At 70.3% G+C, this 18,959-nt stretch carries 19 protein-coding genes; 9 read left to right on the top strand and 10 right to left on the bottom strand.

Features of this window, described 5'->3' with window-relative positions; genetic code table 11:
- Positions 1 to 5: 5 nt before the first annotated feature.
- Both ACVFI9_RS19245 and ACVFI9_RS19240 read right to left on the bottom strand, forming a co-directional pair.
- Entirely contained in the window at positions 6 to 1,922 is a 1,917-nt protein-coding gene (locus ACVFI9_RS19245) for a vWA domain-containing protein (protein WP_474763781.1), read from the bottom strand.
- A gap of 219 nt (positions 1,923 to 2,141) precedes the next feature.
- Positions 2,142 to 2,648 carry a hypothetical protein gene (locus tag ACVFI9_RS19240; RefSeq protein WP_474763780.1) on the bottom strand — a complete coding sequence of 169 codons (507 nt, stop codon included), beginning with the start codon at positions 2,646 to 2,648 and terminating at the stop codon, positions 2,142 to 2,144.
- A 208-nt stretch (positions 2,649 to 2,856) separates the two neighbouring features.
- On the opposite strand from ACVFI9_RS19240, the gene ACVFI9_RS19235 reads away from it, so the two are divergent.
- Positions 2,857 to 3,486, top strand: a complete 630-nt coding sequence (locus ACVFI9_RS19235; protein WP_474763779.1) for a nucleoside deaminase — start codon at positions 2,857 to 2,859, stop codon at positions 3,484 to 3,486.
- Between the two features lie 26 nt (positions 3,487 to 3,512).
- Here the strand turns inward: ACVFI9_RS19235 and ACVFI9_RS19230 are convergent, their stop codons facing one another.
- Positions 3,513 to 4,106 carry a MarR family winged helix-turn-helix transcriptional regulator gene (locus ACVFI9_RS19230; RefSeq protein WP_474763778.1) on the bottom strand — a complete coding sequence of 198 codons (594 nt, stop codon included), beginning with the start codon at positions 4,104 to 4,106 and terminating at the stop codon, positions 3,513 to 3,515.
- Positions 4,107 to 4,571: 465 nt separating this feature from the next.
- Between ACVFI9_RS19230 and ACVFI9_RS19225 the strand changes: the two genes are divergently transcribed.
- Positions 4,572 to 4,877 (top strand): MarR family winged helix-turn-helix transcriptional regulator, encoded by a 306-nt coding sequence (locus tag ACVFI9_RS19225; protein ID WP_474763777.1) that lies wholly within the window; start codon positions 4,572 to 4,574, stop codon positions 4,875 to 4,877.
- A gap of 108 nt (positions 4,878 to 4,985) precedes the next feature.
- On the opposite strand, the gene ACVFI9_RS19220 is transcribed toward ACVFI9_RS19225, so the two are convergent.
- Positions 4,986 to 6,323: an MFS transporter gene (locus tag ACVFI9_RS19220; protein WP_474763776.1), complete on the bottom strand. Its 1,338-nt coding sequence runs from the start codon at positions 6,321 to 6,323 to the stop codon at positions 4,986 to 4,988.
- 213 nt (positions 6,324 to 6,536) lie between these two features.
- Here ACVFI9_RS19220 and ACVFI9_RS19215 point away from each other — a divergent pair, with 213 nt between their 5' ends.
- Positions 6,537 to 6,953 carry a DUF2255 family protein gene (locus ACVFI9_RS19215; RefSeq protein WP_474763775.1) on the top strand — a complete coding sequence of 139 codons (417 nt, stop codon included), beginning with the start codon at positions 6,537 to 6,539 and terminating at the stop codon, positions 6,951 to 6,953.
- A 3-nt stretch (positions 6,954 to 6,956) separates the two neighbouring features.
- Here the strand turns inward: ACVFI9_RS19215 and ACVFI9_RS19210 are convergent, their stop codons facing one another.
- Positions 6,957 to 7,829, bottom strand: coding sequence for a serine protein kinase RIO (locus ACVFI9_RS19210; RefSeq protein ID WP_474763774.1), 873 nt, complete (start codon positions 7,827 to 7,829; stop codon positions 6,957 to 6,959).
- A gap of 242 nt (positions 7,830 to 8,071) precedes the next feature.
- Between ACVFI9_RS19210 and ACVFI9_RS19205 the strand changes: the two genes are divergently transcribed.
- Positions 8,072 to 9,658: an MFS transporter gene (locus ACVFI9_RS19205; protein ID WP_474763773.1), complete on the top strand. Its 1,587-nt coding sequence runs from the start codon at positions 8,072 to 8,074 to the stop codon at positions 9,656 to 9,658.
- 48 nt (positions 9,659 to 9,706) lie between these two features.
- On the opposite strand, the gene ACVFI9_RS19200 is transcribed toward ACVFI9_RS19205, so the two are convergent.
- The 5 genes from ACVFI9_RS19200 to ACVFI9_RS19180 all read right to left on the bottom strand — a co-directional run bounded on the left by ACVFI9_RS19200 (position 9,707) and on the right by ACVFI9_RS19180 (position 13,770).
- Complete coding sequence (locus ACVFI9_RS19200; protein ID WP_474763772.1) at positions 9,707 to 10,213, bottom strand: hypothetical protein; 507 nt, start codon at positions 10,211 to 10,213, stop codon at positions 9,707 to 9,709.
- A gap of 88 nt (positions 10,214 to 10,301) precedes the next feature.
- Entirely contained in the window at positions 10,302 to 11,969 is a 1,668-nt protein-coding gene (locus ACVFI9_RS19195; protein ID WP_474763771.1) for a SulP family inorganic anion transporter, read from the bottom strand.
- The gene (locus ACVFI9_RS19190) at positions 11,966 to 12,382 is read right to left on the bottom strand and encodes an ArsR/SmtB family transcription factor (protein WP_474763770.1); all 417 of its coding nucleotides are present in this window, start codon (positions 12,380 to 12,382) and stop codon (positions 11,966 to 11,968) included. Before ACVFI9_RS19190 ends, ACVFI9_RS19195 begins: the two co-directional genes overlap by 4 nt.
- Before the next feature lie 79 nt (positions 12,383 to 12,461).
- The gene (locus tag ACVFI9_RS19185; RefSeq protein WP_474763769.1) at positions 12,462 to 12,707 is read right to left on the bottom strand and encodes a hypothetical protein; all 246 of its coding nucleotides are present in this window, start codon (positions 12,705 to 12,707) and stop codon (positions 12,462 to 12,464) included.
- Between the two features lie 112 nt (positions 12,708 to 12,819).
- The gene (locus tag ACVFI9_RS19180) at positions 12,820 to 13,770 is read right to left on the bottom strand and encodes a zinc-binding dehydrogenase (protein ID WP_474763768.1); all 951 of its coding nucleotides are present in this window, start codon (positions 13,768 to 13,770) and stop codon (positions 12,820 to 12,822) included.
- Between the two features lie 188 nt (positions 13,771 to 13,958).
- On the opposite strand from ACVFI9_RS19180, the gene ACVFI9_RS19175 reads away from it, so the two are divergent.
- The 5 genes from ACVFI9_RS19175 to ACVFI9_RS19155 all read left to right on the top strand — a co-directional run bounded on the left by ACVFI9_RS19175 (position 13,959) and on the right by ACVFI9_RS19155 (position 18,918).
- Positions 13,959 to 14,579, top strand: a complete 621-nt coding sequence (locus ACVFI9_RS19175) for a TOPRIM nucleotidyl transferase/hydrolase domain-containing protein (protein WP_474763767.1) — start codon at positions 13,959 to 13,961, stop codon at positions 14,577 to 14,579.
- A gap of 184 nt (positions 14,580 to 14,763) precedes the next feature.
- A complete protein-coding gene (gene dnaK, locus ACVFI9_RS19170; RefSeq protein ID WP_474763766.1) occupies positions 14,764 to 16,641 on the top strand; it encodes a molecular chaperone DnaK in 1,878 nt (625 codons plus the stop codon).
- 2 nt (positions 16,642 to 16,643) lie between these two features.
- On the top strand, positions 16,644 to 17,294 hold the full coding sequence (locus tag ACVFI9_RS19165) for a nucleotide exchange factor GrpE (RefSeq protein WP_474763765.1): 651 nt from the start codon (positions 16,644 to 16,646) through the stop codon (positions 17,292 to 17,294).
- Positions 17,295 to 17,404: 110 nt separating this feature from the next.
- Positions 17,405 to 18,394, top strand: coding sequence for a DnaJ C-terminal domain-containing protein (locus ACVFI9_RS19160; protein WP_474763764.1), 990 nt, complete (start codon positions 17,405 to 17,407; stop codon positions 18,392 to 18,394).
- Positions 18,395 to 18,501: 107 nt separating this feature from the next.
- Complete coding sequence (locus tag ACVFI9_RS19155) at positions 18,502 to 18,918, top strand: heat shock protein transcriptional repressor HspR (protein WP_474763763.1); 417 nt, start codon at positions 18,502 to 18,504, stop codon at positions 18,916 to 18,918.
- Positions 18,919 to 18,959 lie beyond the last annotated feature (41 nt).

Here is an 18,959-nt window from a genome sequence, read left to right as displayed (position 1 = left end):
CCGGGCTAGAAGCTGGTCACGAGGTCGCCGAGCACGTCGCGCACCTTCGTCGGGTCGGTGGCGTCGTAGAAGTGCGCACCCGTCGCGCTCGAGATGGACTGCAGCGTCGCGACATCCGCGTCGGCGCCGTAGGCCAGGGTGAATACGAGCACCGGGGTGTCGTGATGCAGGGCACCGAGGTTCGCGAGCATCTGCGCCGCGTCGATCGTTGGGCTCATGGTCTCGTTCTTCCCGTCGCTCAGCAGCACGATCGCGTTGATCCGATCGGGATCCCACTCGGCCGCGCGCTGACGCGCGAACTCGTCGACCGCCGCGTAGAGCGGTGTGAACTCGATCGGCCGGAGGGTGCCGAGCGCCTTCAGGAACCCGGGGCGACCGGGTCCGATGTCGGAGACCGGGCTCACGAGTCCGGGAGTGATGGGGCCGTCGTCCACGGCGGAGAACGCCGCAAGCCCGACGTTGTCGCCGGCCGTGAAATGACCGAGCGCCTGCGTGATCGCGTCCTTCGCGGCAGCGAGCTTCGTCGCCCCGGTGGCGATGGGTTCCTCCATGGAACCCGACACGTCGACGAGGAAGAGCACCTCTGCGCGCTTGCGCACCTCGGGGAAGGCCTCGTGCGTGGCCTTGATGACCTTCGAGCCGGGGAATCGCAGCGCGCCCGTCTGATCGCCGGCCAGCTGGCCCACCTCCGCGACGAGCGGGTCGAACTCGCGGTTCAGGTCGCGGTATCCCGATTCGCGCACGATCTGCTGGCCCTGCCGGGTGCCGGCGAACCGCACGAAGTCCTGGCCGGCCGCCGCCTCGGCCTCGTCGACCCACGACCCGGCGAGCACGACGGCGGGGTTGTCGGCCACGAAGAAGCCGTCGCTCGGGTAGATCGGAACCAACTGCTCGACTGGAGGCTCGCTCGCGACCCGTGTGATTCCGTCGCGGCTCGTGACGCCGCGGTTGTAATCCCACACCGACTTCTCGTCGACGATCACCGCCGAGAGGAAGTCGGCCACCGAGCCCTTGTCCGCCGACTGGCGGGCGTGCCAGAGGAAGTGCTCGGGGGTGGCCATGTAGTGGCTCGTCGCGAGCTCGTGCTGCCTGACCTCCTCGGTGACCTCGGGGTCTCGCAGCTGCTCGACCGTGAGCTCGGCGATCGATCCCGCCGCCGAGCCGTACGAGGCGAGCAGTGCCGCCTCGCCCGACGAGGCGATGAGGGGACTCGTCTTGCCGAGCTTGAAGGCGCCCCATTCGGGGTGGCCGAGGTCGCTCCATGCGTCCTCGTCCTCGGCCGCGGCGAAGACATCGTCCCATGTGGGGCGCTCGGTGTCCCAACCGATGGCCGCCGCGAGGGTCGAGGGCATCGCGAGCACGATGTCTGATGCCCCGACGCTCGTGCCCTCGGCCGGCACGTTCACACCCCCGCCCAGCGTGCGAGCCGTCGACAGCCACGAGCTCGCGTCGGGGATCCACACGGTGGGGCGCTGGTCGGCCGGGATCTCGGGGAACCCAGCGGCGGCATCCTCGGCGGCGAGACCGGACTTGTCCCTGGCCGCCACGAGTGCCACGCAGCGTCCGTCGACGTCGCGCGGCTGGGCGTTGTAGCCCTCGACCAGTCGGGAGACCATCTCGAAGTTCTCGAGCGAGGAGAGCACCGTCGCGGTCGTGCACGGCTGGGCGCCGGCGGTCGCGGCCGGCTCGTCCTCGGGGAACTCGATGGGTTCGGCGGCGGGGTCGATGGTCGCTGCGCCCGCGTCGGCCGCATCGTCGCTTCCGCTGTCTTGCTGGCCCACGAGTGCCGCGGTGACCGCCAGTCCGCTGATGACGAGGAGAACCGCTGCGCCGGCGACGGCCGCCCACACCACGCGTCGCCGGCGTCGCCGTTCGCGTCGTTGGCGCCGATCACGGCGAAGACCCGGCTCGCCCGCACTCATTCGACCACTCCCGCGCTCGGTCGAGCGCCGCAGTCGTGGCTGCGGCTGCAGTCGTGGCTGCGGCTCGAGCAGGGTCGGGCCGCTGCGGTCGGAGGGGGCGTCACGGAAGCGTCGTGCATCGTTCCGTCCTCAACGGTTTCGGGGGACAAAGGCGAGCATATATCGGGGATCCGTGGGCGGCCAAGGGCGGCGGCGGGAGGCATCCGGTGGTCGACCCGGTCACGTGGCCGCGTTCAGCATGCCGATCATCACCGCGGTCCACCACGCCAGCTGCGAGATGATCGCGCTCGCGATGAATCGGATGCGGGCACGACGCGGCAGGGCGGCGAAGCGCATCTTCTTCGGGAATCGGGCCAGGTAGAACGTCCACTGGGTGAGCGCCACGCCGTTCAGGGAGACCAGGAGGACCGCGATGAGCTTCACCTGCGTGAGGGGTGCCGAGAGGTCGGGTTCGAGCAGTGCGCCACTGGCGAGGAGGCCGATGACTCCCGCCCAGATCAGCGGCTTCAGCGTGATGTCCACCTGCCGCAGATCGCGCACCGAGCGCCACTCGGTCGACCAGAGCAGGCCGTACCACTCGACCATGAGCACGGCGCCGAGGCCGACGACGAGCGACGCGAGGTGCACGAACAGGGCGAAGGCGTGCAGGAAGGGGGGTGGGGCGATCAACGTGGACAGGCCGACGGAGGCCGCCCATCCGGCGGTGACGAGGACGTAGCCCAACACTCGTCGACGTTGCCGTCGCCGCTGCTTCGTCTTGAGGGTCGTGGTCACGGATCGGCCTGGGCCCTCCTTGCTGTCTTCTCCCCGGCCATCACACTACCCGGCCCGCCCCCCGTTCGGGGGCTTCGTCATCGGATTCGGGTGGCATTCGGGGGCGCCCCGACCGCCATCTGCCCGGCGCGCCTGACGGAGGTGGCGGCAGAATGAGCCCATGGACATGTCGCTTGCCACCGCCTTCTCCGCCGCCCTGCCCGCGTGGCTGGTCGACGAGCTCGACGACCTCGCCGCCCGGCCGCTCGGCACCACGGCACAGCGGATGTCGCTCGCGAACGAGCTCGCCGATCGCAACTGGCGAGCGGGCAACGGCGGCCCGTTCGCGGCGATCGTCGTGGATCGGGCATCCGGAGCGCTGGTCTCGGTGGGCGTCAACGTGGTGCTCTCGTCGAACCTGAGCGGCATGCACGCCGAGATGATGGCGCTGAGCCTCGCGCAGCAGGCCGTCGGGCGCTGGGATCTCGGGGCCGAAGGCGCCGATCTGGAGCTCGTCGTCAACTGGCGCCCGTGCGTGATGTGCTACGGCGCGACCATGTGGTCGGGGGTGCGGGCGCTCACGATCGCGGGCGAAGGCGCACCGGTCGAGGAGCTGACGGGCTTCGACGAGGGTCCGATGCCGGAGGACTGGGCGGGCGAGTTCGAGCGGCGGGGCATCCGGGTCTCGGTCGGTGAGGGCCGTGACGACGCGATCGCCGTGTTCCGCGCGTTCGGGGCATCCGATGCCGTCGTCTACAACGCACGGGGGAGCGCGACGGCGGTTCGCGAGCCGTCCGCGGACGAGGGCTGACCCTCGCCCGCGGCGTCGTCATGGGGTCAGGCGTCGCCGACGCGGCCGTCGTGCAGGTGCACGTGGACGTGCAGGTCCTGCTCGGCGGAGCGGCGCCGCCACGGGCCGAACCCGTCGTGGTGGCCGAACCCGTGGCCGAAGCCCCGTGTGGGCATGCCGTGGTGGTGGCCGAATCGGCGCCCGCCGCGACGGCCGCGGGTGGGCGGTTGCGTCTCATCCCAGCCGAGCTCGCGGGCGATGGCCTCGAGGGTTCGCATCGTGGTGGCGAAGTCGTCGGGTGAGACGGCGCCGGCGACCCGCTGGCGAAGCGCGGTCACCTGCGATTCGAGGCGGTCGCGCGCCTCACGGCCGGCGTCGGTGATCTCGGGTGGGAAGCCGGCCACCCAGCCGCGCTCCGCCAGGCGGTGCAGCACGTGCGGCTTGGCGTGAAGCCGCTCGGCGAGATGCTCGTCTTCGGCGGTGCCCGCGAGGATGTTCAGCATCCGCCAGTCGCGGCGGGTGATGCCGTCGGCCTCGAAGAGCGCCTCCATCTGCTCGGAGATGCGGCGGTCGACGACCTTGAGCCAGAAGCCCAGGGGTCGACGGGCCTGCTGGGGGTGGGGAGTGTGTTCGGTGTTCATGGTGTTCTCTTCCTCGGTGCGCCGTGGTGGCGCCCGGCGCGCGTGGCGCGTCTCTGGGGTTGAATTGCATGTCATATGACATACACATGTACTATGACATGTATGAACGCGCCCCGTCAAGACGGTCCCGGGCAACACGCAGGTTCGAACCCGTCGAGCGAGCCGGCGGCCGACCCCGTCGCGGCCGTCGAAGCCGCGTTGGGGTCGCTTCGCGGTCGCGGCCGTGGCGGGCCCTTCGGATGGGGCCCTCGCGGCCGTCCCGGCGCACGTCACCATGGCGGCGGGGGTCCGTTCGGAGGAGGGGGTCCGTTCGGCGGAGGGGGTTCCTTCGGTGGAGGTCTGCACGGCGATTCCGGCGATTCCGGCGGGCACGGCGGGCACGGCGGTCCGCACGGGCAGGGTGCCCAGGGCGAGCGGGTCGCGCCCGGAGGCCGGGGAGGTCACGCCGCGCTTCGCCTCCTCATGGTGCTGGATCACCGCGGACCGAGCTCGGTGACCGACGTGGCGGCCACCATCGGGGTCGATCAGCCGCGGGCGAGTCGACTTGTCCAGGCGGCCGTCGAGGCCGGCCACGTGCGGCGTGAGGTGGATCCCCGCGACGCCAGGCGGAGCATCCTCGTCATCACCGATGCCGGCCGTGCGGCGCTCTCGTCACTGCTCGATCACCGGCGCGGCGCCATCGAGCGCGCGCTCGCCGACTTCTCACCGGCCGAACGCCGGCAGTTCGCCGACCTGCTCACCAGGTTCGCTGCGGCATGGAGCCGCGACTGAGTCGCCCGCGCACCGCTTCGGCGCCCGGCGCGCCAGTTCAAGTGGCGCACCGGGCGCACAAGTGGCGCAGCGCAGCGCCGAGCCGGCTTCGGGCACCGCGCCGAGCGGTCAGGCGTGCTCGGCCGGCGCCTTCACGAAGAACATGAGCACGAGTCCCGCCGCCAGCACGATGACGATGCCGAGAATGCCCCAGTACGTCGCGCCGAACGCGACGATGAACGCCGACCAGAGGAGCGGCGAGAGGAAGCTCGCGGCCCGCCCGGTGGTCGCGTACAGGCCGAAGATCTCGCTCTCCCGTCCGGCCGGGGTGACCCGGGCGAGGAACGAGCGCGACGCCGCCTGCGCCGGGCCCACGAAGAGGGTGAGCACCAGGCCGAAGATCCAGAACACGAGCTTGCCCGCGTCGTGCAGGAAGAAGACCGCGAGTCCGGCGAGCACGAGCCCCGAGAGCGAGAAGATGATGACGGCGCGCGCTCCGAACCGGTCGTCGAAGCGGCCGGCGAGGATCGTGGAGAGGCCCGCGAGCAGGTTCGCCGCGATGCCGAAGATCAGGACCTCGTCGGTCGAGAAGCGGAACGCCACCGCCGCGATGATCGCGCCGAACGCGAACACGCCCGCGAGCCCGTCGCGGAACACCGCGCTCGCCAGGAGGAACCAGAACGTCGGCCGCGAGCCCTTCCAGAGCGCGATGACGTCCTGCACGAGCACGACGTACCCGCGGAAGAACGACACGCGTTCGCGGCGTGGCGCGGGCGGCGCTTCGGGCACGTACGCGAACAGCGGCCACGCGAACACGAGCGTCCACACGGCGCAGCCGACCGCGATCACCCGGAACGCGAGGCCGTTCTCGGTCGGCATGCCCCACCAGTCGAAGGTGGTCGCCACGACGACGAGCACGAGCGCGACGATGCCGCCGATGTACCCGAGGCCCCACCCCAGCCCCGAGACCTTTCCGACGGTCTTCGGCGTCGAGACCTGCACGAGCATCGCGTTGTAGTTCACGCCGGCGATCTCGCTGAACACCGTTCCCGCCGCGATGAGCGCGATGCCGAGTACGAAGTACGACGGCGCGCCCTGCACGAAGAACAGCCCGAACATGCACGCCACGAGCGCGAGGGTCGCGCCGCCCAGCCACAGCTTGCGGCGCCCGGCGATGTCGGCCCGCTGACCCAGCACGGGCGCGAGCACCGCGATCAGGATGCCCGCGATGGTGATCGCCCAGCCGAGGCCGCTGGCGAGGTCGGCCAGAGCGGCCTCACGGGCCGGATCGCCCTCGTCGAGCGCCGCGACCGACGGGTCCAGGAACGTGTCGCTCGTGAGGTAGAGCGCCGTGAACACGAACGTGAGGATGACCGAGTTGAAGGGCTGCGTCGCCCAGTCCCACAGCGCCCACGCCACGACCTGCCGGCGCGGGATGCTGCGCCCCTCCTGCAGTTGCAGTCCCATGATGCCGATGGCGCCGCTGTTCGCGGTAGCTGGAGGTGCCGGCGGGCTGGGAGGGGTCGGCTGGTCGGGAGGAAGGGTCATGACGGAAGCCTCGTTCGATCGGGTGAACGGGAGATGACGGCCCGCGGTCGGCCCGGCATCCCGTGGATCTGCGCTGATCCTCGTGCACTGTAACGCGCACGGATGCCGCAGCGTCAACGACCCGCTGCCGGAATGCCCCGAGGGGTGGTCGCGTTCGACACGAGTATGGCCGCCGACGACCGACTCATCGACTTCCTGCGCGACACCGACACCGTGCACGTGGTCACCACCACCCGCGACGGGCGCCGCATCTCGACCCCCATCTGGGCGGTGGCGATCGACGGTGTCGGATACATCCGCTCCGCCTACGGACCCGGCTCGAAGTGGTTCCGACGTGCGACGACGAACCCGGGCGCCGGATTCGAGACGCCCGGCGGCGTGCGCGCCGTGGAGTTCGAGCCGATCGCGGCCACCCACCCCGACGAGGGCCGCGTCGACGACGAGCTCCGATCGAAGTACGCGGGCGAACCGGCATCCGTCGAGGCGATGCTCACCCCGCTCGCGCACGGCACGACCCTGCGCGTGGTGCCGCTCGGCCGGGAACTGTAGCCGTCAGAACCCGACCTCGCCGACGAGTTCGCCGAACAGTTCCTCCGCGTCGCACTCGAGCCGCTGCCTGGTGAACCAGTCGCACACGTTCACGCAGTCGCGGTGCAGCAGGTCGAAGCCCTGCGGGTTCGACACGAGGTCGACGACCTGGGGCAAATCGATCGCCACAACGCGCCCGTGATGCACGAGCAGGTTGTACGGCGACAGGTCGCCGTGCGCGAGCCCCGCCCGTGCGAGCGTGTGCATGAGCTCGGCGACCTGCTGGAACAGGTCGCGCAGCTCATCGCGGCCGGCACGCACCTGGGCGAGCCGAGGCGCCGCGACGCGCCCCTCGCCGATGAACTCCATGAGCACCTCGGTCTCCTGCACCTGGACCGGGTACGGCACGGATGCCCCGAGCTCGGTGAGCCGGCTCAGCGCGTCGAACTCGGCGCTGGCCCACTGCACTCGGGCGACGGCGCGACCGAACGTCGTGCCCTTCGCGACGGCGCGCACGTCACGGCTGCGACGCGTGCCGCGCCCCTCGGTGTAGATCGCGGAGCGATGGAAGTCGGAGTGCTCACCCGAGCGGTAGCGTTTGGCCGCGAGCAGCACGGCATTGCCCGGCACGTCGCCCGGGGCATCCGGAATCGCCCGCTCGATGAGGAAGAGGCTCGCCTCCTTGCCGGTCTTCACGACACCGAGTTCGGTGTCGATGGCGGCGGCGCTGGTCACGAGCCAGTCGGGGCGCGGCTCGGGGCCGCGCTCGGTGGGGATGGTCGCCGGCCATGTCGACCAGCGTTGGCCGTCGCCGGGCTCGGCGGCCTGGAACATGAGGTCGGGCGATGCGCCGAACGGCGCGGTGAAACGGTCGTCGAGTGACGAGAGGAATTTCACGGTGGTTCTCCGAGGTCACGGAGGCCACCGGCGCGTTACGAGCGGGAGGCCTCACAGGGAAGGGTGTCTGCGATGCGCACGACAAGGACGGTGTTCATCGTTCTCTCCTTCCGGTCTCGGGCGACGGATGCCGCGTGGCGCGGTCCGGAGGCGAGCATACGCGCGTGGGGCCGTCATGTCCAGAGCCTCGTTCCGGGACGTTGGTCCCACCGTCGTGCGCGCGATGTGTGCTTGGGTGAGCCATGGCCGAGACGACGCCGGGTCCGCCGACGACCTTCAACGGGCGGCTCGCGCTGCTGCTCGCGATGGCGATGTTCGTGCTGGTGGTCGACACGTCGATCATGAACGTCTCGATCTCCGCGGTGGTGCGCGACCTCGACACGACGGTGAGCGGCGTCCAGGGGGCGATCGCCCTCGAGGCGTTGGTCTCGGCGGCGTTCATCCTCATCGGCGGCAAGGCCGGTGACCTCATCGGGCGGAAGCTGGCGTACATCCTCGGGCTCCTCGGCTACGCCGTGGGCGCCGTGGCGATGACGCTGGCGCAGGGGCTCACCGCGATCATCGTGTTCTGGGCGATCATCGGCGGCATCGGCGCCTCGCTGCTGCTGCCCTCGATGCAGTCGCTCATCCACGGCAACTTCAGCGGCGACCACCAGAAGCGCGTGTACGCGCTCGTCGGGGCGTCGGCCGCGATCGCCGCCGCCGTCGGACCGCTGCTCGGCGGATTCATCACGACCTTCCTCTCGTGGCGGGTGGCCTTCGCGCTCGAGGCGGTGATCATCGCGGTCGTGCTGTCGGGCATCCGGCTGGTGAAGGACGTGCCCTACACCGGCTCCCGTGCGGTCGACTGGGTCGGCGCGGTGCTCTCGATCGTCGGCATGGGCGGCATCGTGCTCGGCATCCTGGTCTGGCAGGAGGGCGGGCAGTACGTCGGCCTCCTGATCGGCGTCGGCGTGGTCGCCATGGCCGGACTCGTGTGGTGGCTGCGCGAGCGGAAGCGGCGGGAGCGGGCGACGCTCATCGATCCCGCGCTCTTCCGGTCCAAGGTGTTCCGAGCGGGGGTGAGCGGGCAACTCCTGCAGCAGGTCGCGCTCGGCGGCACCATGATCGTGCTGCCGATCTACCTGCAGATGGTGCTGGAGTACAACGCCCTCTGGGCGGGCATCTCGATCGCGCCGCTGTCGCTCAGCATGTTCGTGGTCGCGCTCCTGGCGGGCAAGCGGCTGAAGAACCGGCCGAGCAACATCGTGCTGACCGGATTCGTGCTGCTCGTCGCGGGACTCGTCATCCTCGTGCCGATCGTGCCCCGTGCCGATTCGGGATGGTGGCTCACGGTCCCCCTCATCATCAGCGGATGCGGGCTCGGCCTGCTCGTCTCGCAGCTGAACAACTACACGCTCTCGCCGATCTCCGACGAGCGCGTGAGCGAGGCGGCCGGCGTCAACTCCGCGGCCGGCTCGTTCGGCCTGTCCTTCGGGCTCGCGTTCGCCGGCGCGATCATGCTCGCGGTGCTCGCGTTCACGTTCACGGCCCGGGCCGAGTCGAGCACCGTGCTCTCGGAGCCGCAGCAGCAGCAGGTGGCCGCGGTGCTCGAGGAGGACGCCCAGCTCATGTCGAACACCGGCCTCGAGGAGGTGCTCGTCGATCAGCCCGAGGAGGTGCAGGACGAGATCGTCGCGATCAACACCGAGTCGCGGCCGATCGCGCTGCAGGTGGCGCTGTTCATCCCGATCCTGGCGGGACTGCTCGGGATCCTGAACGCGCTCCGGATGCGACGACTTCCGGATCCGAAGCCCTCGGCGGCGGCCGAGGGGATGTCGCTCGGGTGAGCCGCGGCTGTGCCCGTGTCGCCGGCGAGCCTTCTCGCCCCGCGGTGACTACGAGGTCGGGGCGATCCAGGTCGCGACGGTCGGGTTGTCGGCAAAGGTCAGGGTGTCGCCGTCGACGATGACGATCGGCGTCTCGCCCATGCCGGGGTCGACCGGGCCCGTGTACGCGCCCGGCACGGGATCGTTCGTCTCGACGAAGCCCGCGGCGGCCAGCGCGGATTCCCAGGTCGCCCAGTCCGCGTCGGACAACCGCACCACCGTGAGGCCTTCCGCCGCTGGTGCGCCCCACGTGCAGGCGAGGCCGCCGGCGTCGACCATCTGCTTCGCGATCGGGTCGATGAGGATCGGCGGCTCGATCGGCAGGATCCCGTCGGCTTCGAACATGTCGTAGGTCTCGGCCGTGAGCACGGTGCCGCACGTCGCGGCCGGCTCTGCGCTCGGCTCCGGCTCGGTGGTCGCGCCGGGCGCGGGGGTGGTCTCAGGGGGCGCGCTCGGCGAAGGCGTCGCCTCGGGCGAGGCGGTGCAGGCCGCGAGGGCCAGCACGGTGAACAACACGGTAGGGATGGTGCTCAGTCGGCGAGGAGTCATGGCCGAACCTTAGGGCAGGACGGTCACGCCGGGGTCAGTGCGCTCCCTGAAGCCCCTACCTGCGCACGGGCTTCACGGGCCCCCGCAGGATGTGGCTTCGAGCGTGCTCCACCGCAGACGGCAGGTCGTCGAACAGGTGGTTCTGGTGCCGCAGTGAGGCGATCGCGCCGACGTGCGTGAACAGCGGCAGGTGACGGGTCTGGATCCCCTTCACGAGCACGGTCACGCCGCGCCGCTCGAGTGCCTGGATGAGCTCGTTGATCACCTGCGCCCCGGTCGCGTCGAGGATCTGCAGCTGCGACATCCGGATGATCACGACCTCGACGTCGCGGATGTCCCCGACGCGCTCGAGCATGCGCTCGGCGGCGCCGAAGAACAGCGCACCCTCGAGCCGGAACAGCGCGATGCGCTCGTCGCCGGGCTCGGCCGGCCCTGGCAGCTCCTCGCGGTGCACGCCGCTCGACCGCGCGAGGGCGCGGAGCGCGAAGAACGCGGCGACGGCGATGCCGATGAGCACGGCGTAGATGAGGTCGAACGTCACGGTGATGATGGCCGTGAGCACGAAGACGATGGCGTCGGAGCGGGTCGAGCCCAGCACCGTGCGCACCGTCGCGACCGAGATCATGCGCGTCGACGTCACCATGAGCACGCCCGCGAGCGCCGCAAGCGGGATGACCGCCACGATGCTCGCGCCCGCGAACACGATGCCCGCGAGCAGCACGGCGTGCACGATCGAGGCGACTCGGGTGCGTCCACCGGTGCGCACGTTCACGGCCGTACGGGCGATCGCGCCCGTGGCGGGCATGCCCCCGAAGAAGGCGGATGCCACGGAGGCGAGCCCCTGGCCCACCAGCTCGCGGTCCGCGTCGTAGGGCCCGGTGTCGGAGATCGAGGCCGCGACCCGCGCCGAGAGCAGCGACTCGATCGCGGCGAGGGCTGCGACGGTGAGGGCGGGGCCGAGGAGCGGCGTCACGCTCTCGAGCGAGAGCTCGGGCACGATCGGCATCGGCAGGCCCGGCGGCAGCTCGCCGATGGTGGCCACGGGAAGCTGCGCGACGACCGCGATCACGCTCACGAGCACGATGGCGATGATCGAGCCGGGCAGCAGGCGGTGGATCTTCGGCGCGAACACCATGACCGCGGCGACCACGAGCACGATGGCGAGCGTCCAGCCGGTCTCGGGCCAGCTCATGGTGGGCAGCGACTCGACGGCGGCGATGAGCGCGTTGGTGCTCGGTCCCGGCTCGGTGCCGAGCGCCGCGGGCACCTGCTGCAGGAAGATGATGATCGCGATGCCGAGGGTGAACCCCTCGATGACCGGCCAGGGGATGTAGGTGACGGCGCGGCCGAGGCGGAGGACGCCGGCGAGCACCACGATGATGCCGGCGAGCAGGCCCACGACGGCGAGCGCGCCGAGGCCGTTCGTCGCGATGATCGGCGCGAGCACGACGACCATGGCGCCGGTCGGGCCCGACACCTGCACGTTCGAGCCGCCGAAGACCGCGGCGATGAGCCCGGCGATGATGGCTGTGACCAGTCCGCTCTCGGCGCCGGCACCCGAGCTCACGCCGAACGCGAGGGCGAGTGGGAGCGCCACGATGCCGACCGTGATGCCGGCGACGAGGTCGCCCTTCCAGGTGCGCTTGGCATCCCGGTAGTCGGCGATCGACGGCAGCAGGGAACGCAGCGAGCGGAGGGTCTGGGTGACGCGTGCGGAGGTCATGCCCGGCCTCCGGGTGCTGCTGCGGCATCCGTCGCGGTTGCCGTGATCGGTGTCGCGGGTGGGAGCTCGGGAAGGCCGGACCGCTCGACGAGCTGCCGTTCGGTGGTCTCGAGGATGTCGCCGAGGAGCGTGCGGGCCACGCGCAACAGGTCGGCGACCTGCGGGTATGCGAGCCGGTAGTACACCTGGTTGCCGCGGCGATCGGCGGTCACCAGGCGGTTGTTGCGGAGCACGGCGAGGTGCTGGGAGAGGTGGGACGCCTCGAGGCCGGTCACCTCGAGCAGTTGCGAGACGGATGTCTCGGGGCCCGTCGAGAGCACCTCGAGCACTCGCACCCGCAGCGGATGCGCGAGGCCCTTGAACAGGTTGGCCTTGACCTCGTAGAGCGGGCGGCTGGAGTCGGACAGCACCACGCCTCCTCAAGCGATTGATGGATTGATGAATCCATTATACGCCGGGCAGGGCGGTGCCCGTACCTCCGGGCCCCGTCGGTCAGATCGTGTGCGGCGCGAGCAGGTCCGCGAACGCCGGGACGTTCAGGAACGTGATCCGATCCCCCGTGACGACCACGACGGGGCTGATCCCGCTCCCACCTTCGACCGGGCCGGTGTAGAGCGAACCCGATCCGGTGGAGTCGACGAAGCCGGACTCGGCCAGCGCGGCCTCCCACCCCGCCCACTCGGCGTCGGGGACCGGCAGTTGCACGACGGTCAGGACGAGATCGGTCTGCGGCTTCACCCAGGTGCAGGCCACCCCGCCGGCGTCGCCACCTCGGGGTGCCCGAATCGAGAAGTCCCGAGTGGCGGGTCGCACCCGCCAAACGCGACTTCTCGATGCGGGTGATCGCGACTCAGTCGCCGTACTTGGCGACCAGGCGGCCGACGACCTGGCCCTTCGCGAGCCGGTCGATGCCGCCGGGGATGTCGTCGAACGTGATCTCGGTGATCGTCGGGTCGAGCTGTCCGGTGGCCAGGAAGTCGTACACGCCCTGGACGTCCTCCTTGGTTCCGCCCTGCGAGCCGATGTAGGTGACCTGGTTGAGGATCATCGTCCGCGTGGAGATGGTCGCCTCGAGCTTGCCCATGCCGACCTGCACCACGCGGCCGCCGCTGCGCACCGTCTCGATGGCGTCGGCCGTGGTGACCCCGAAGCCGGCGAAGTCGACGATCACGTCGAGCCCGACGTCGGCGAAGTCGGTGATCGACTTCTTGACGTCCTTCACGCCGGTGGCGCGGGCGTTCTCCCACACCGCCTCGTTGATCTCGGCGACGTACACGTCGGCGCCGGCGAGCACGGCGACGCGTGCGCCGATCTGGCCGAGTCCGCCGAAGCCGATGATGCCGAGCTTCGTGCCCTTCGTGACCTGGCCATTGACGATCACGGCGTGGTGCGAGGTCATGCCCGCGTCGGTGCCGGCGGCACCGTAGACGTACGACACGTTGTCGGGGATGCGCACGAGCGCCTCCTGGTCGACGGCGACCTTCGGCGCGAACCCGCCGTCGAACGCGTAGCCGGGTGCGCCCGCGGAGGTGGTGGGGCAGAGGCCGACGCGGTCGCCGACCTTCCAGCCGGTCACGCCGTCGCCGACCTCGCTGATGACGCCCGCGACCTCGTGTCCGAGGGTGATCGGGCGCTTCGCGAGCGTCACGAGCCACCCCTCGTCCTCGAGCATCCCGACGTCCGAATGGCAGAGCCCGGCCGCCTTCACGTCGACCACGACGCCTCCCGCCGGGGCGCTCGGTTCCTCGACCTCGTTGAGCACGAGGGGTTCGTGGGTATTGGTGAACTGCCAGGCCTTCATGTGGCTGCATCTCCTTCGCTGGGCCTCCGCGTCTCATGGGCGGGAGGTGGTGAGACGGAGGGCGACGGATGTCGCGATCCATACATACGCATACATTCTACCCGCTGCCCGCGGCGCCTCAGCCCGATGCTAGGCGGGTCGCCGCCGGCGGACTGTGACGTAGGTCCCACGGGCGGTAGGGTCGGCGCATGCGAGCCGAGGCGTCAGCAGGGGCATCCGCCACCGTCGTGCTCGTCGAGGGCGAGAGCGACCGGTTCGCGGTCGAGGCCGCCGCCGCGAAGCTCGAGGCCGACCTCGTCGCCGCCTCGGCGGCGATCGTCTCGATGAACGGCGTGACGAACCTGCGCCACCACCTCGCGGCGCTGGCGCGGGAGTCGAGGCCGCCACGCGTGGTCGGGCTCTTCGACGTCGGCGAGATCGGATACGTGCGACGTGCCGTGGTGCACGCCGGCCTGTCCGTTCCCGGTGTCGACCTGGCCGCCATCGGGTTCTTCGGCTGCGATCCCGACCTCGAGGGCGAACTCATCCGCGCCGTCGGCAGCGAGCGGGTCGAGGCACTCCTCGCCGAGCACGGCGAACTCTCGCGGTTCCGTTCCTTCCAGCAGCAGCCCGCCCAGCGCGAGCGGCCGATCGACGCGCAACTCCGGCGATTCATGGGCACCCACAGCGGTCGGAAGGCCCGGTTCGCGCCCATACTGGTCGAGGCGCTCGAGGTCTCCCGGATCCCGCAGAGCCTCGCCTCGCTCGTTGCCGCGGCCGTCGATCCCGCGTCGTTCCTCGGGGAATCCCGCGCGTTGTCTGAGAGTTGAGTCAAGTGCACTCAGGTTTCGACGCATCGACTTGACACGTTGATTCGACGCTGCGAAGCTTGAGTCGCCAGGACTCAAGTTCCGGCGCCATTGACTTCGATCGCGGACCAAGACGGCCGGATCGACCGCCATCGGAGCGCGCGCGACATCCGCTCGTTCGACTCCCAGGCAGAAGGAGGAACACATGTCACGTGCAGTAGGAATCGACCTCGGCACGACCAACTCGGTCGTCTCGGTGCTCGAGGGCGGCGAGCCCGTCGTCATCGCCAACGCGGAGGGTTTCCGCACGACCCCGTCGGTCGTGGCCTTCACGAAGGACGGCGAGGTGCTCGTCGGCGAGACCGCGAAGCGCCAGGCCGTCACGAACGTCGACCGCACCATCGCCTCGGTCAAGCGCCACATGGGCACCGACTGGAAGCGTGAGATCGACGGCAAGCAGTACACGGCGCAGGAGATCTCGGCGCGCATCCTGCAGAAGCTGAAGCGCGACGCCGAGCAGTACCTCGGCGACACCGTGACCGACGCCGTCATCACCGTGCCGGCGTACTTCAACGACGCCGAGCGCCAGGCCACCAAGGAGGCCGGCGAGATCGCGGGCCTCAACGTGCTCCGCATCATCAACGAGCCCACCGCTGCCGCACTCGCGTACGGCCTCGACAAGGGCAAGGAGGACGAGCTCATCCTCGTCTTCGACCTCGGTGGCGGCACGTTCGACGTCTCCCTCCTCGAGGTGGGCAAGGACGACGACTTCTCCACCATCCAGGTGCGCGCCACCGCGGGTGACAACCGCCTCGGCGGCGACGACTGGGACCAGCGCATCGTCGACCACCTCATCAAGCGCTTCAAGGACTCGACGGGCGTCGACGTCTCGAAGGACAAGATCGCCCTCCAGCGCCTGAAGGAGGCCGCCGAGCAGGCGAAGAAGGAGCTGTCGTCGAGCATGTCGACGAGCATCCAGCTGCCCTACCTCTCGCTCACCGAGAACGGCCCCGCCAACCTCGACGAGACGCTCACCCGCGCCCAGTTCGAGAACATGACGAGCGACCTGCTCGACCGCACGAAGAAGCCCTTCGAAGACGTCATCCGCGAGGCCGGCATCAAGCTGTCGGATGTCGCGCACGTCGTGCTCGTCGGCGGATCCACCCGCATGCCCTCCGTCTCCGACCTCGTGAAGAAGGAGACCGGGCAGGAGCCCAACAAGGGCGTGAACCCCGACGAGGTCGTCGCCGTCGGCGCGGCGCTGCAGGCCGGCGTCCTCAAGGGCGAGCGCAAGGACGTACTGCTCATCGACGTCACCCCCCTGAGCCTCGGCATCGAGACCAAGGGCGGCATCATGACGAAGCTCATCGAGCGCAACACGGCCATTCCGACCAAGCGGAGCGAGACCTTCACGACCGCCGATGACAACCAGCCGTCGGTCGCGATCCAGGTCTTCCAGGGCGAGCGCGAGTTCACGCGCGACAACAAGCCGCTCGGCACGTTCGAGCTCACCGGCATCGCCCCGGCTCCTCGCGGCATCCCGCAGATCGAGGTCACCTTCGACATCGACGCCAACGGCATCGTGCACGTGTCCGCCAAGGACAAGGGCACCGGCAAGGAGCAGTCGATGACGATCTCGGGCGGGTCCGCCCTGCCCAAGGAGGACGTCGAGCGCATGGTGCGCGACGCCGAGGAGCACGCCGCGGAGGACAAGAAGCGCCGCGAGTCCGCCGAGACCCGCAACTCCGCCGAGCAGCTCGCCTACTCGATCGACAAGCTCATCAAGGACAACGAGGAGAAGCTCCCCGCCGACGTCAAGTCCGAGGTGCAGGGCGACGTCGACGCGCTGAAGTCGGCGCTCGCGGGCGACGACGACGACGCGGTGAAGAGCGCGTTCGAGAAGCTCTCGCAGTCGCAGACCAAGCTCGGTGAGGCGATCTACGCGCAGGGCCAGGAGGCCACCGCGGGCGCGAGCGCCAACCCCGGCGAGGACGCGACCGCGTCGGGCACCGCCGGCGGCGAGTCCTCCGACGAGGACGTGGTCGACGCGGAGGTCATCGACGACGAGGAAGACAAGAAGTAATCATGTCCGACGAGAACCAGAACCCTGAAGAGCCGGTGATCCGCGACAAGCGGCGCATCGACCCGGAGACCGGGGAGGTTCGTCAGCCGCCGGAGTTCCCCGAGCCGGTCGAGTTCCCTGAGCCTGTCGAAGGGAAAGCCACGGCCGAGGAGGGCGCTTCGACGGGCTCAGCGACCGAGGAGGAGCACGAGCTCACGGTCGAGGACATCCTGAACGCGGCCCAGGCCGAGGTGCAGGAGCCGAGCGACGAGCACCTCGCCGACCTCAAGCGGGTCACGGCCGAGTACGCGAACTACCGCCGGCGCACCGAGGCGAACCGCGAGGCGGAGCGCGAGCGCGCGGTCGGCGCGGCCGTCGCGGTGCTGCTGCCCGTGCTCGACGACCTCGACCGGGCCGAGAAGCATGGCGACCTCGAGGGCGACGCGCCGTTCGCGACGATCGCCGCGAAGCTGCGGGCCGCCACGGCGAAGCTCGGCCTCGAGCCGTTCGGCGCGCCCGGCGAGCCGTTCGACCCGCAGCAGCACGAGGCGATCTTCCAGCAGCCGTCCGACGAGGTCGAGACCGACACGGTCGCCGACGTGGTCGAGACGGGCTACCGCCTCGGCGGCACGCTGCTGCGGGCGGCGAAGGTCGTCGTCAAGACGCCGCAGTAGCGGCATCCGCCGATTGTTCCCGTTCCCGCCTGCGGTGTCCGCTGCAATGGGCACGGCGGGCGGGAACGGAAACACTGGGATCATGAACTGAACCGAAGAGGGAGGTGCCGATGGCCAGCCAGGATTGGTTCGACAAGGACTTCTACCAGGTGCTCGGCGTCTCCAAGGACGCGAGCGACGCCGACATCAAGAAGGCGTACCGCAAGCTCGCGCGCAAGTACCACCCCGACCAGAACCCCGGCGACGACGCGTCCGAGGCGAAGTTCAAGGAGATCAGCGAGGCGCACTCGGTGCTCTCCGACGCCGAGGAGCGCAAGGAGTACGACGCGATCCGCGCCATGGGCTCCGGCGCCCGTTTCACGGCGCCCGGCGGCGCGGGCGGCGCGGGCGGCTTCGAGGACGTCTTCGGCACCATGTTCGGCGGCCAGGGCGGCCGCACCAGGTACACGTACCAGCAGGGCGCCGACTACGACGACCTGCTCGGCGGCCTCTTCGGCGGCGGCCGGTTCGGCCAGCCGACCGGCGGCTACCGCGGCTTCGGCGGCCCCACCCGCGGACGCGATGTCGTGGCGTCGACGACGCTCGACTTCATCACCGCCACCAAGGGCGAACAGGTCACGCTGCAGACCGCCGACGGCCGGCCCATCACCGTGCGCATCCCGGCGGGCGTGGCCGACGGGCAGAAGATCAAGCTCCGCGGCAAGGGGCATCCGTCGCCCGACGGCGGCGAGGCCGGCGACCTCATCCTCACCGTCAACGTGCGCAAGCACCCGGTGTTCGAGCGCGACGGCCTGAACCTGCGGGTCACCGTGCCCGTGACGTTCGCCGAGGCCACGCTCGGTGCGACCATCCAGGTGCCGACCCTCGGCGGCGATCCCGTGAAGCTGAAGGTCGCACCCGGCACGCCGAGCGGCCGCGTGCTGCGCGTCAAGGGACGCGGCGTCGCGACGTCGAAGGGCACGGGCGACCTGCTCGCCGTCGTGCAGGTCGCGGTGCCGTCGCACCTCTCGAAGGACGCCGAGGAGAAGCTCAAGGAGTTCATCGCCGAACTGCCCGACGAGAACCCCCGCGACGACCTGCTGACCCGCGCGAAGGGCTGACGGAGACGGTTCGAATCCGCCGACGGTCAACATCACTCGCCGAGTGTCGACGCCGGCGCCGAGGAGATCGGCGGGATCGTTAACCGTGGCGAGGAAGGAGTGGAGCGATGGATGAGACGAGCCCCCTGTTCGTCATCTCGGTCGCCGCCGAGCTCGCGGGCATGCACCCGCAGACGCTGCGCCAATACGACCGCCTCGGCCTCGTCTCCCCGACGCGCACGGCGGGCCGGTCGCGACGCTACTCGATGCGCAACGTCGTGCAGCTCCGTGAGATCGCCCAGCTGTCGAGTGAGGGCGTGAGCCTCGAGGGCATCCGCCGCGTGCTCGGCCTCGAGGACGAGGTGTCGATGCTGCGGAGCCGGGTGCGCGAGCTCGAGGCCGCGCTCGCCGACGAGATGCTCAACCGGCCCGGCCGACGCGTCTTCGCCGCGGGCTCAGAGGGCGAGGTCGTCTCGCTGCGAGCCGGCACGCGCGTGCGCCGCGAGAACGCCGTCGTGGTGTGGAGGCCGCTCGAACGCGACTGACCCCAGTCATGGGGGGTCTCGACCAACACGGGCCCTGCGGC

The organism is Agromyces sp. NSFZ (assembly GCF_056156205.1).
Note: the sequence above shows the minus strand (reverse complement) of the source record. Positions and strands in the feature narration are given on the sequence as shown.